The sequence below is a fragment of the Rhodobaculum claviforme genome (assembly GCF_016653255.1).
Taxonomy (GTDB): domain Bacteria; phylum Pseudomonadota; class Alphaproteobacteria; order Rhodobacterales; family Rhodobacteraceae; genus Rhodobaculum; species Rhodobaculum claviforme.
On record NZ_NHSD01000106.1, the window covers coordinates 1 to 12,531 of the forward strand.

Below are 12,531 nucleotides of genomic sequence, written 5' to 3' on the forward strand. Positions count from 1 at the left end.
TGGCCAGATCGAGGCCGATGGTGATAGGATGATCCATGGATGGCTCCCCTCGAATGGATTGCTTCGCAGCCCCATTCTGGCACATCGCGATGCCGCAAGGCGGGGGCCATCCACACCATCAATGGCGCGCCTGCGCTCACCACGAAGGATCAGCTTCTCCAGCGTCAGATCGGATACCGCCTTCCGACGCCGCTCCCTCGCCATCGGGCTCGAACCGGTGGCGCCTCGATGGCTCGATCCTTCTCAAGCTCCTTCAGCCGCTTCACCTGGTCGGTCTTCAAGCCGCCAAATTCCTTGCGCCGACGGTAGCAGGTGAACGGCGTCACGCCGATCGTGCGCACAGCCTCGGCCACCGACCGGCCCTGCGATACCAACATGTCGACCTGCCGGAGCTTCGCGACGATCTCCTCCGACTTGTGCTTCTGCTGGGGCATCCCTGCATCCTCCATCGGGCTCGAAAGCCTACCTCAGGGAGGACCACTTTTCAGGGGGCAGGCCAATCGCCGGTCGCGCAGGCGCACCACGCGGCGGGACGGGATGCGCAGCCGACGGCCGGCGTGATCGAAAGCCAGAGCGTGAAGGCCTCTGACAAAAAGTCGCTTTTCGGCTTCGACGCGGACAAGCGGATCAAGGGCCCAAAGCGCCATGTCATCACCGACACCTGCGGCAACCTGCTCGCCTGCACGGTCCACAGCGCCGGCACTCAGGATTGCGATGGCGCGTCCGGGCTCTTTGCCTGGCCGCATCGCGAGGCCCCAACTCTGCGCCACATGTTCGCGGACGGCGGCTGTGCCAGGCCGAAACTGCGCGACGCGCTTGTCAGCCTCGGGCGCTGGACATTGCAGATCGTGAAGCGCTCCGACACCGCCAAGGGCTGCGAGGTGCTGCCCCGCAGGTGGGTCATCGCGGGGGCCTTCGCATGGCCTGGCCGCTGCCGCCGTCTGGCGAGGGTGTGGGAAAAAACCATCGCGAGGGTCGAGGCATGGCTGCGCGGCGCCCACATCCGCCGCCGAACCCGCCTCATCGCAAGAGCATGAAATCATTCAGACCATTCTGACTCGGACCCAAACGCACCGGTTCGGTTGTCGGGCCGCCCGCCCTGCAATCCATGATTGACCAAGGGCCGCTGCGGCCTTACACTTTTCGGTGAGGCAAGGGGGGCTGCCATGCTGACCATCCCGGGCGTGCAGATCACAGTGGTCAAGGAACTGGTGCCGCGTGGCATCGGGGCGGCCGGGGTCCTTGGCATTGTCGGCCCCTGCGAGACGGCCAATGATCGCGACCGTTTGCGCGAGGTCGGCTCACTCCAGGAATTCAGCGATCTCTACGGGCCGGGTTCAACCGCGTCGATGCCGGAGGTGCCGCTGGCGTTTGCCAACGGGCTCAGGGCGCTGGTGGTGGCTTCGGTGCCGTCGACGGCCGGGGCACGGGCGGCCGCCCCGGTGCCGGTGACGATGGTGGCCTCGGGCGGGGACACGCAGTCAGGCACGGTGCAGGTGCGGGCCCGGGCGGCGGGGGTCTGGGGCAACGCGCTGCGGGTGGTGTTCATCACCAAGGGCAGCGGGGCGGGCCGCAGTGTCGACGTGCTGGTCTATGCCAATTCCGCGGAGGCCCGCAGCGGCCGGGTGGCCGAGGCGTTCCGCAACCTGTCCGGGCAGGCCGAGGATCCGCGCTTCTTCATGCGGACGGTGAACGAGGACAGCAGCCTGATCTCCATGGATGCCACGGTGCCCTCCTTTGCCGCGGGCGGGTGGGTGATGCCATCCAACACCAACGCGCAGGCCGCGGCCACAGCACTTGCGGGCGGGGCCGAACCCACGCTGGGCGCATTCCGCGAGGCGCTGGCGCGGCTTGAAAGCGCGCCGCAGGTGGACATGGTGATCGCCTCGAACCGGATCTCCGACACCACCACCGCGACCGAACTGCACTCGGCCGTGATTGCGCATTGCGAGGCCATGAGCCGGCAGGCGCGCAACCGCATCGGGCTGGGCGAGATCCCGCCCCATGGCACGTCCCGGCCGGACATGACCGCGGCGACCAGGATGGCCGCGGCGCTGACCTCGGACCGGTTCGTGCTGGCCGCGCCCTCGGGGCATGTGGGGGCGGTGGCGGGGCTGCTGTCGGCGCTGCCCTATTTCCATTCGCCCACCTTCAAGACGCTGCGGGGCATCGCCGAGCCGAACTTTGCGTTCTCGGACGGCGATCTGCGGGCGCTGCTGACGGCGGGGCTGCTGCCGGTGGGCAGCGTGCCGCGCAAGGGGGTCGCGGTCGTGAAGGGCATCGCCACCAGCCAGTTCCAGATCAACGTGCAGCGCACCGCCGACCGCGCGGTGCGCAAGGTGCAGAACATCGCCATCGACTATATCGGGTTGCTGAACACCCAGGCGCAGCGGTCCGCATTGCGCCAGCGACTGGTGGAGGCCTTCACCGCGATGGAGCGCGAGGGGGCGCTGGTGCCCTCGGCCGACGGGCTGTCGCCGGCCTTCGAGGTGGACGTGACCGCGACCAATGCCGATGCCGCCGCGGGCATCGTGCGCATCGGCATCGCCATCCGGCCGGTGCGCGCCATCGACTTCATCTACGCCACGATCAACGTGCGCGCATTCTGAGCGCTGCTGCCCGAGGGGAGGCGAGCCCACCGATGCCGAGGATACTGAGCGCCAACCGCAGCAAGGTCCTGATCGACGGCGAACCGGTCGAGGGGTTGCAGGACATCAGCTTCGTCACCGAACGGCCCACCCTGGACATCGCCGCCATCGGCGAGGCCGAGCGCATCGGCGTGGTGTTCGGCACCACACGGGTCATCGGGGTGATCAAGGCGCGCAGCACGGTGCCGGCGCTGGAGGTGAAATTCGCCGCCGGACAGCCGTTCCAGATCGTCATCTCCACCCAGGTCGACGGCGAGGACGGGCCGGAGGAGAACGTGATCTCGCTGCAGGAATGCTATGCCCATGGCAAGCGCTTTGCGTTGGGCGTGGGCGGGGTGGGCGAGACGCTCTATGACTTCTCGGCCACGCGCGAAGGCGGCGGCTGATGGACCCGGCCGCGCCATCCACCCAGGCGGAGGCCGGCGCGCCCGACACCCTGTGCCGGCCGGAGGGCGCGTATCGCGTGGTGCTGCCCGACTGGGGCGGCTGGCTGCGGATCCTGGACGGGGCCGCCGGTGACGGGGATGGGGAGGACGGCGCACAGGCCGATGTGGACCGCCTGCTGCAGGGCTGGTTGCGGCGCGCGGTGCGGCTGCGCCCGCCCGGCGCGGCGGAGTTTGCGCCGCTGGCCTCGGTGGCGGCGATGCCGGCCGATCTGGCCGATGCGCTGCTGGCCGAGGGCGCGCGGCTGTTCGACGCCGAGGCGCGTGCGCTGGATCTGCGGGTAACGCGGGACGGGGACACGGTGGTGCTGCGCTGCGCCGCGGGGTCGGGGGTGTCGGCGCTGCGTCTGCGCCCGCTGAGCCTCGCGGAGCGCAACGCCTGCCTGCGGCCGCATCTGGGGCTTGTGGACGGGGTGCCCAGCGTGGATGCCGCGGGCTACGAGATCGCGCTGGTGGCCGCCTCCACCGTGCTGGCCGAGGGCGGCCGCGCGCTGGGCCGGGCCGAGGTGGCCGCGCTGCCGGTGGCGCTGGGCGAGGCGCTGGCGCGCGAGGCGCGCGCGCTGTCCGACCCCGATGCCGCGGCCGAAATCGAGGCCTTTCTGGCCGCGGGCCTGCCCCATCCCGACATCGAACTGGCCGGGCTGTGCCTGGCCTATGGCCTGAGCCCCGCCGAGGCAGAGGCCCTGCCGGCCGCCACCGCCCGCAGGCTGGGCGCCGCGGCGCAACTGGTGGGCGCGGCCGGCAGCGCCGCGACGCCTGCCATTGCGAACCGGCCGCCGGATGATCCGGGTCGGGGCGCCCTGCCCGACACGCTGACCCGCATCGTGGTGCGCGATGGCTGAGCCCCGCCTCCGCCTCCGGCCGCGCCTGGCCCCGGGGCTGGCACTGGCCCTCGACCGGCTGTGCCCGCTGGCCGCCAACGGCCTTGCGCGGCGGGCCGGGATCGGGGCGCGGCGGACGCTGGCGACGACCGTGCTGGCGCCGATGGCCCCCCCATCATGGCCACGGGCCGGGACCGTCGGGGCGGCAGCAGCCGCGGTGCCCGACGCGCCGGCCGTGGGCGCGGCGCCGGATCTGCGGCGGACGGCGACGCCCGCGCCTCTCCGCAAGGCGGCGGTGCCGCGCGCGGCACCGCCAGCCACGGGCGGGCAGGACGCGCAGGCCAAGACAGCGCCTGGCGTTACGGCGCCGGTCCCAGGCCACACAACGGGGCCGGTCCCGGCGCGCACCGAGGTGCCCGACCGGACACCGGACGGACCGAGGACGCCCGGGAACCTTGCGGTTCGGGGCACCGCCCCGGCGGGGACACATGCGGAGGCCTCGGCAATCACGCCCCCCCCTGCCCGGCTGCCGCCTGCGCGTACGGGCCTGGGTCGGGCGCTGCTGTCGGCGGCGGCGCGCCGGGCGCAGTCCAGCGATGCGCCGACGGGGCTGCTTGCGAGGATGATCGCCGACAGTCCCGGCCTGATGCCACGGGGCGCAGTACGGGCGGGGCCATGCCCCGCCACGCCTGCGGTCGGCGGCCCCGCGCGGCAGGCGGCAGACGCTCTGCGCCCGGCACGCCGGGCGGACCCGGTCGCCGACACTGCGGCGGCCGCCGGGCCGACAGGGGCGCAGGCGGATGGCGCCGCGCCGATGCCCCGCGGCGGCGCGGGAGGCGATGTCGATCTGTTGGGGATGCTGGAGGTGTTGATGCCCATGCCGGCGCATCCGCTCGGCGCCCGGGCGACCGCCGGGCCCAAGGATCTGGCGGACAGGGGGCCGCAGGCGGCGGAGCAGGCGGCGGAGCAGTCGGTGGATGCGTTCGCCTTCGACCTGCGGGTGCGCGACAGCCTCGGGCGGATCGCCGCCGCGGACCTGCTGCGCCACGGACTCGACGACCCGGAGGAGGCGTGATGGTGGAAACGGTGCTGATCGGCGATCTGGAGCTCGATGGCGTCACCGACATCCGGGTACGCCAGCGCCGCAAGCTGGCCGCGCAGCCGATCCCCGGCTGGGACGGCGATCTGGTGCAGGATTTCGGCGAAGCCGCCGCGGCGATCGAGCTGCGCGGCATCGCCGGCGGCGCGGGCGCGGCCGAGCGGCTGGAGGCGCTGCGGGCCTTCTTCCGCGCGGGCGCGCCTGCGGATTTCACCGCCTCGGCGGCGGTGGCGGCCGACATCGAACAGGCCCTGCCCGAGACGCTGGATGTCACCCAGACCGGCCGCGCGCCGGGGGTCTATTTCTACGGCCTGACGCTGCGCCGCCATGTGGCCCCGCCCCCGGCCGCGCCCGGGGGGTTCGACCCGGGGTTTCTGGACGACCTCGCCGCCATGGACGCGGCGGGGGCGGCGGCCGCGGCAGGCGCGCTGGCCGATGCCATGGGCACGGCGCAGGGCGCGCTGGATGCGGTGAACAAGGCCGCGGCGCTGCTGGAGGACGCCATGGCACTGGTGCAGGGCCTCGAGCCACTGAAGGAGGTCCTGAATTCGGCGGGCAAGGTCGCGGCGGCCGCCCGCTGACCGGGGCAGCCCGGCGATCAGATCACGGAACGACACATCGGGAACGTCAGCAGAAGGAACAAGCGGTCATGGCCACGGGAACCGAACTTCTCACCAGGCTGGACGCCCGCAGCAGGGCGATCAACGATGCGCTGCACGAGATGAACAGGATCATCAGCGGCGGCAGTTTCGATCCGGACACCATCTGGCCGGACAGCAACATCTCCAACGTGACCACCCATGTCACCGCGCTGCAATCCTACATGGACGCCCTGACGGTCGGCACCGGGGTCGAGGACGCCGTGAACACGTTGCTGGCCGGCATACCGGGCGACGGAGCCATCAACAACGCGGTGAAGGCCGCGGTCACCGAGGTGTCGCGGGTCATCACCGAGGCCACGAAGATCAAGGACGAGATCGGCGTGTCCGACCGCATCGACGCCTTCAACGCGCTCAACACCCGCACCGTGCAGGGCGATTACGCCGGCAGTCCGTACGGACTGTTCCCCGCGGTGGTGGATGTGGTCAACGCCGGCACGGGCGGCAGCGCCAGCACGGAGGGCGTGGGCGACGAGCTGGAGAAGATCAGCGCCGCCATCGCGGCGGGCGATGCCTACACCATCTTCGTGGCCTACGGTCTGCGCTCGGTGCAGTTCCTGTCGCTGGCGCTGAAAACCGGGGGCGGAGGCAACTGACATGCGGCTGGAGGTGCGCTTCGACGGGGCCGGGGCAGCGACGCCGGTGCGGGCGGCGCGCATCGACCGCGGCCTCGCGCATCCCGTGGGGATGGCCGAGATCGTGCTGCCCGCCGGGGTGGCGGCGCCCGCGCCGGGGGCCTCGGCGGTGCTGAGCGTGGCGGAGGAGGACGCACGGCTGCGGGTGATGACCGGCCATGTGGCCCGCAGCAGCGCGGGCGGGACGGGCACGGTGCTGACAGTGCTGGAGCCGCTGGCCGCGCTGCTGCGGCCGATGTCGGCCGAGCGGTTCGCCCAGACCACCGGGGGGGCGGTGATCGAGGCGCTGCTGTCGCGGCATGGGGTGGAGGTGGCGGGGCTTCTGCCGGGGCATGCGGTGCCCTCGGTGGTGCTTGGGCCGCAGGGAACGGTGCTGGATCATGCCATGCGCATGGCCCGTCTGGGCGGGATGGCGCTGGCCTGCGGCACCGACGGGCGGGTGTCCACCGTCGCGCTGGGGCTGGCGGTGCCGCGCGGGGCGGTCGCGGCCGAACGTGCGGCGCTGCGGCTGGAGCGGATCGCCGGCGCGGCCGACCGTGGACCCTTGCGGGCCATTGGCGCGGGCGCGCTGGGCGCGGGCGGGCCGTTGGCGGCGACGCTGCCGCTGTCCGATCCGGGCCCGATGGCCGAGGGGCCGGAGGAGGCCTGCGCCACAAGGCGCGCCGCCGGGCTACGGACGCTGGCCGATGTGGGGAATTACCGCCGGGCCCTTGCGGCCCGGCGCGCAGCCGGGGCGGGTGGGCTCGCGCTGACGACGCCCCTGCCCGAGGATCTCTCGCCCGGCGATGTCCGGCTGTTGCCCGATACGCGCGGCGCGCCGGTGCGGCCGATGCGGGTGGAGCGCGTGGGACTGACGCTGACGGCAGAGGGCGGGCTGGTGGCGCGGTATTCCTTTTCGGACGCGGTGGCGGCATGAGGCCGCAGCCCCTCCATCGGGCGCTGTGCCACGGGGCGCCGCGGGGCGCCCGGCCCGGCCCGGCGCGGGCGCCGCAGGGCCAGGCGTGTCTGGCCGCGTCATCCGACCGGAGCGGCGCCACAGGCGGCCTGCGGGTCCCCCCCCTGCCCCGCAACCTGCGGGGATCAGCTGTTCGGCCGTCATGCCGGTCCGTCCCGCCAGTGGCCGCCCCGACCCTGCCCGGGGCCCGCGACGGCCGGGCGCAGAGGGACCACGATGCCCCGGCTTCGGGGCAGAGGCTGTGCTGCGCGGCGGCCCCGGGGGTGGGAAACCGGCACCGGGAGTGGCGGTGATGGACCTCGTCGGGCTGATCCGCCGCGTCGTGCGGGCCGAGCTGGAGGCACGCGCGCCGACCGGGGCGCCGGTCTTCGGGATCGTCGAGGCCGTGCATCTGCCGGACGCCGAGGGCCGCCGCCCCTATGCCTGCGACGTGCGGCTGCATGGCGCGGCGGCGGTGCATGAAGCCGTGCCGGTGGCCAGTGGCTACCTCGGTGCCGTGGCGCCACCGGCGGTGGGCGACATGGTGGTGCTGGCCCATGTCGATGGCGATCCCGACCAGCCGGTGGTGGTGGGGTTCGTGTGGTCCGACACCACCCCGCCGCCCGAGGTCGCCGCCGATGCCTGCGTGCTGCGCCTGCCCCACCACGCCGCACCCGCCGACCGGCTGGAGGCCCGTGCCGCGGCCGGCGCGAACGGCGCCCGGAGCTGGTCGGTGGACCTGCCCGAAGGCCCGCGGCTGGAGGCCGCCGATTCGGTCCTGCGCGCCCGGCTGGGCGATCATGCGCTGGAACTCGACGGCGAGGCCGGGACCGTCACGGTGACCTCGGGCGGGGCGACGGTGACGCTGGACGCCTCGGGCGCGGTCACCATCGCGGGCGACGGCGACATCGCGATCCGCGCCGGCGCCAACCTCCGGATCGAGGCCGGCGGCAATGCCGAGATCAGCGCCCGCGGCAGCATGGCGCTGTCGGCCACGCGCATCGACCTGAACTGACCTTGGGGGAGGATCACATGGGCCAACCCGCAGCCAAGGCCAACGACAGCATCACCGCCACCGATACCCATGTGGTGATGATCCCCGTGGGCACGGGCACGGTGCCCACACCGCTGCCGCATCCGTTCCTGGGCACGATCAACGGCGGGCTGTCGCGCGACGTCTTCATCGACGGACAGCCCGCCGCGCCCCGGGGCGCCACCGCCGACAACACCCCGCCCCACATCCCGCAGGGCGGCCCCTTCCAGTCGCCGCCCGCAAACCGGGGCGAGATCCTGACCGGCTCGGCCACGGTCCATGTCAACGGCGTGCCGCTGGCCCGGCATGGCGACACCGCGCTGACCTGCAACGACCCCACCGACCTGCCGGTGGGCAGCGTGATCGCCGTCGGTACGGTTTTCGCGGGCTGACGAGGGAGGTAGACACCAAGCCATGCGCCGCGCCGAACACGCCGACGGGGACCTGAGCGACATCCGGCTGCGCCCCGCACGCCGCGCCGACAGCGCGCTGCGGCTGGACCGACGGGCGACGGCGGCGGGATGGGACCTTGACACCGTGCGCGGACCCGAGGCGATCGGCCAGGCGGCCTGGCTGGCGCTGGCCACGCCGCGCGGCTCGCTGGCGCATCTGGGGCATGCCCGCTTCGGCTCGCGGCTGCACCTGCTGATCGGCGAGCCGCTGGACGCGCGCACCCTGTCGCGCGCGGCGGCCTATGTGCGCGAGGCGCTGCGCGACGACCCGCGGTTCCGGCTGCTGGGGGTGGCGCTGGCGCGCCATCCCGCCGACCCCGGCGCGCTGGAGGTGCAGATCGACATCGAGCCCGGCGGCGCCTTCACCTTTCCGCTGGGCGCGCTGATCGGGGCTGCGGAGGGGGGGCCATGACCCCCGCGGGCGCCCGCCGCAGCTATCAGCAGATCGTCGAGGCGATGCTGGAGGACCTGCGCGCGGGCGGCGTGCTGACCGACGTGGCGCCGGGCAGCGTGGCGCGCACCCTGGTCGAGGCCACCGCGCGGGAGTTCGCCGAACTCCATGCCCGGATGCAGGCGGTCTATGACGCGGGCTTCATCGACACCGCCGAGGGCGCCTCGCTTGACCAGCTGGTGGCGATGCTGGGGCTGGAGCGGCTGAGCGGGGATGCCGCCACGCTGGAGCTGCGGGCGCGGCGCGACAGCCGGATCTCGGCCCGGGTGATCGTGCCGCGGGGCGCGCAGGTGGCGGTGGAGCTGGTGCGCGGGGGGCGGGCGATTTACCGCGTCTCGGACAGTTTCGAGATCGCCGAGGGCGAGGCCGCGCGGGTGCTGACGCTGCAGGCCGCGGCCCCCGTGGACGGCGATCTGGACGATGTGGCGGTGACCGCCGACGACGTGGCCGGCGGGCAGGCGCGCTTCCTGCGCCCCATCGCCGGGGTGGCGGGGCTGGAGTTCACCGCGCCCTCCGTGACGCTCGCCGCGCGCGAAAGCGACGCGGCCCTGCGCGAGCGGGCGCGCATGGCCATCGCCGCGGCGGGGGGCGGCACGGAAAAGGCGCTGACCGAGGCACTGCTGGCCATCGACGAGATCCACGGCGTCAAGCTGCGGGATGCCGGCGACAGCTCGGACGGGCCGCCGCTGCGCCCGGGCGAACTGGAGATCGCGCTGGACGCCGACCCCGCGGATGTGGAGCGCAACCTCGACCGCATCCGCGCCGCCATCGAGGGCGCCAAGGGCCCCGGCATCGTCGCGCGGCTGGCGCGCACCGGGCGCAAGGCGCTGGGCGGGCGGCTGCTGATCCGCCCCGCCGGTCCCCCCGCCACCGCCGAGGAGGCGCTGGCGCTGGTGTCGGCCTGCGAGGCGGTGGTGGCCGAAACGGTGGCGGGGCTGGCCATCGGCGAGGGGCTGGTGTGGAACCGCCTGCTGACCCGGCTGATGGGGGTCGACGGTGTGGCCGACGTGCTGGTGGGCGCGTCCAGGTTCCGGGTGGGCGGGGACGAGGTCCCCGTGGGCGATGTGTCGGTGACCGCCTCCGAGCGGCTGGTGCTGTCGAGAGAGGGCGGCGTGGCCGTGGCGCTGGAGGACAAGCCGGTGCTGACCCTCGCGCTGATCCTGCGCTTCGATGCCGGGACCCCGGCCGAGGACGAGGCCACCCGGGCCCGCGCCGAGGTGACCGCGGCGCTGGGCCGGTATGTCGAGACGCTGAAGGGCGGCGCGGTTCTGGGCATCGGCGGGCTGTACGACGCGCTGCGGGGCGAGGACGGCATCACCGCCTTTGCCGATGCGCTGTCGCGGGACGGCCTGACCTTGCTGGTGGTGGACAGCCGGGAGGGCACCGAGCTGTCGCTGCGCGATGCGGGCACCGAGGATCTGGACATCCCCGACGGGGCGCTGCTGCGGCTGCGGCCCGAGCCCGTGACCCTGCGCTGGGAGGAGGGCACATGACCGGCCCCGGGCAGGACCGCCGCAGAGGCCTTGCCGCCGATCCGGCCGCGCCGCCCATCGCGCGGCACCTGCCCGCGCCCTATCGCCGGACGCTGGACGGGCGGGGCGAGCCGCTGGCCGAGATCGTGCGCAGCGGACGGGCGCAGCTGCGCGCGGCGCTGGGGGCGCTGGAATCGGTGCAGCGGTCGCGGGCGCTGGCGTTCTTCGAGGATCTTGAGGATGGCGCGCGGCTGGGCGCGCTGCACGACCAGGCGCCATGGCCCGGCGACACGCCCGACACATTGCGCGCGCGGCTGAAGGCGGTGGCGGCGCTGGCGCTGTCGGGGGCGGCCACGGCCGAGCGCATGCTGCGACTGGTGGGCATCGCCGCGGGGGCGGATCTGCGCGCGGCCATCGGCCCGCGCCGGACCTATGCGGTGGCGCTGGCCGAGGCGCGGCTGAGCGGCACCACCGGGCCGGGCCAGACCCGCGGGGTGTTCGTGCGCCATGCCGACGGCTCGGCCTTTGCCGCGGATGTGCTGACGGCGCCGGCGCGGTTGCACCGGGCCGGGATCAGGCCCGCGCCGGGCCTTGGGCGCGGCTTTGCCTTTGGCCTGCACAACCCCGCGCTGGCCAGCCTGCCGGACCTGATGCAGACCGAGCCGCCGCTGGGTCCCGACCCGGTGTTCGAGATCGCGGTGAGCGCCCCCTTCGGCCCGTTCGCGCTGATCCAGCGCGACCTCGGCCGGGTGGTGGTGGTCAACCGCCACCTGCCCGCCGGCGGGGCGCTGCGCATCGACATCGCCCGGATGCGCTGGGAGCACCTCGCAGGCGCCCGCACCACCACCCGCGGGGCGGCCGAGCTGCACGGGACGCGGCACGACCTGCTGGCCGGTATCGCCGCCATCGCCGATGACAGCGTGTTTGCATCGGCCGGGGCGGACCCCTCGGCGGGGCATGCGCTGGATCTGCGGCCGCGGGGCGGGGTCGCGTTCACCGGCGCGCTGGTCGATCCGGTGGACCGGGATGCGCCGCTGCCCGCTGACGCACCGATCCCCATGCCCTCGCTGCTGGGAGAGGGGCTGTCGCGCTGGCGGCTGGCCGCGCTGGATCTGTCCGCGACCACCGATGTGCTGCGCGCGCCGTTCCGGCCGGTGCTGCAGCGCGCACAGATCAGCCTGTCGGCGGTCTGGGTGGGCCGACGGCCGGGCGAATTTGCCCTGCGCCTGCCCCCCGGGGCGCTGGCCCCCGGGGCGGACGACGCGGCGCAAGGGCACCGGGCCGACTGGCTCGACCGGATGGTGGACCGGTTCCGCCTGGCGGGCTGTGTGCGCGTCCCCGCCGACCTGCTGGCCGATCGTGACGACATCGGGGTGACCGACACCGAGATCGCCCTGAGCGAAGCCGCCCGTCCGGTCGATGCGCTGACGCTGGACCTGGGGCTGGCGCTGGCCACCGCCGCCCGCCCCCGCGATGCGTTGCGGCTTCTGACCGTGACCGACCTGGCGGCGAGCGACACCGCGCGGCCGCGCGACGCGCTGCGGGTGGACGGCGGCACCGACATCGTCCCCGCCGCGGTCCCGGCGCCGCGCCCGCGCGACGCGCTGGAGCTGACCGTGGCGCCCGACCTGACGCCGTCACCCCAGCCCGTGCGGCCGCGCGACGGCCTCAGCATCCTGCCCGACCGGCTGGCGCTGACCGATGCCGCCCGCCCGCGCGACGCGCTGGAAATCGGCGGCGCCGTGGAGATCGAGGTGACCGAGCGGCTGCGCCCCCGGGATGCCCTGCGCACGGAGCGTGGGCGATGAGCCGCCCGCACGCCATGGGCACCGCACCGCGGGCCATGCACCCTGCCGCGCAGGGCATCCCGGGGGCGCAGCCGCT

At 74.2% G+C, this 12,531-nt stretch carries 12 protein-coding genes and 2 pseudogenes; 13 read left to right on the top strand and 1 reads right to left on the bottom strand.

Going from position 1 to position 12,531, the window contains the following annotated elements; genetic code table 11:
* Positions 1–141: 141 nt before the first annotated feature.
* Positions 142–434: pseudogene (locus CCR87_RS02180) on the bottom strand (hypothetical protein); the annotation flags it as partial.
* A gap of 72 nt (positions 435–506) precedes the next feature.
* Here CCR87_RS02180 and CCR87_RS02185 point away from each other — a divergent pair.
* The 13 genes and pseudogenes from CCR87_RS02185 to CCR87_RS02245 form a co-directional block, all read left to right on the top strand.
* Positions 507–1,037: pseudogene (locus CCR87_RS02185) on the top strand (transposase); the annotation flags it as partial.
* Between the two features lie 129 nt (positions 1,038–1,166).
* Positions 1,167–2,609 carry a hypothetical protein gene (locus CCR87_RS02190; RefSeq protein ID WP_201155720.1) on the top strand — a complete coding sequence of 481 codons (1,443 nt, stop codon included), beginning with the start codon at positions 1,167–1,169 and terminating at the stop codon, positions 2,607–2,609.
* 32 nt (positions 2,610–2,641) lie between these two features.
* Positions 2,642–3,034 carry a hypothetical protein gene (locus CCR87_RS02195; protein ID WP_201155722.1) on the top strand — a complete coding sequence of 131 codons (393 nt, stop codon included), beginning with the start codon at positions 2,642–2,644 and terminating at the stop codon, positions 3,032–3,034.
* On the top strand, positions 3,034–3,933 hold the full coding sequence (locus CCR87_RS02200; protein ID WP_201155724.1) for a hypothetical protein: 900 nt from the start codon (positions 3,034–3,036) through the stop codon (positions 3,931–3,933). The genes CCR87_RS02195 and CCR87_RS02200 overlap by 1 nt, the downstream gene beginning before the upstream one ends.
* Before the next feature lie 793 nt (positions 3,934–4,726).
* A complete protein-coding gene (locus CCR87_RS02205; protein ID WP_201155726.1) occupies positions 4,727–4,987 on the top strand; it encodes a hypothetical protein in 261 nt (86 codons plus the stop codon).
* Positions 4,987–5,592 (top strand): hypothetical protein, encoded by a 606-nt coding sequence (locus CCR87_RS02210; protein WP_201155727.1) that lies wholly within the window; start codon positions 4,987–4,989, stop codon positions 5,590–5,592. The genes CCR87_RS02205 and CCR87_RS02210 overlap by 1 nt, the downstream gene beginning before the upstream one ends.
* 68 nt (positions 5,593–5,660) lie before the next feature.
* Positions 5,661–6,266 (top strand): hypothetical protein, encoded by a 606-nt coding sequence (locus CCR87_RS02215; RefSeq protein WP_201155729.1) that lies wholly within the window; start codon positions 5,661–5,663, stop codon positions 6,264–6,266.
* A 1-nt stretch (position 6,267) separates the two neighbouring features.
* Positions 6,268–7,221, top strand: coding sequence for a hypothetical protein (locus tag CCR87_RS02220; protein ID WP_201155731.1), 954 nt, complete (start codon positions 6,268–6,270; stop codon positions 7,219–7,221).
* A 331-nt stretch (positions 7,222–7,552) separates the two neighbouring features.
* Positions 7,553–8,254 carry a phage baseplate assembly protein V gene (locus CCR87_RS02225; protein WP_201155733.1) on the top strand — a complete coding sequence of 234 codons (702 nt, stop codon included), beginning with the start codon at positions 7,553–7,555 and terminating at the stop codon, positions 8,252–8,254.
* 17 nt (positions 8,255–8,271) lie between these two features.
* Positions 8,272–8,664, top strand: a complete 393-nt coding sequence (locus tag CCR87_RS02230) for a PAAR domain-containing protein (RefSeq protein WP_201155735.1) — start codon at positions 8,272–8,274, stop codon at positions 8,662–8,664.
* A gap of 22 nt (positions 8,665–8,686) precedes the next feature.
* Entirely contained in the window at positions 8,687–9,136 is a 450-nt protein-coding gene (locus CCR87_RS02235) for a GPW/gp25 family protein (protein ID WP_201155737.1), read from the top strand.
* Positions 9,133–10,668, top strand: coding sequence for a hypothetical protein (locus tag CCR87_RS02240; protein ID WP_201155739.1), 1,536 nt, complete (start codon positions 9,133–9,135; stop codon positions 10,666–10,668). The genes CCR87_RS02235 and CCR87_RS02240 overlap by 4 nt, the downstream gene beginning before the upstream one ends.
* The gene (locus CCR87_RS02245; RefSeq protein WP_201155741.1) at positions 10,665–12,455 is read left to right on the top strand and encodes a hypothetical protein; all 1,791 of its coding nucleotides are present in this window, start codon (positions 10,665–10,667) and stop codon (positions 12,453–12,455) included. Before CCR87_RS02240 ends, CCR87_RS02245 begins: the two co-directional genes overlap by 4 nt.
* Positions 12,456–12,531: the final 76 nt, after the last annotated feature.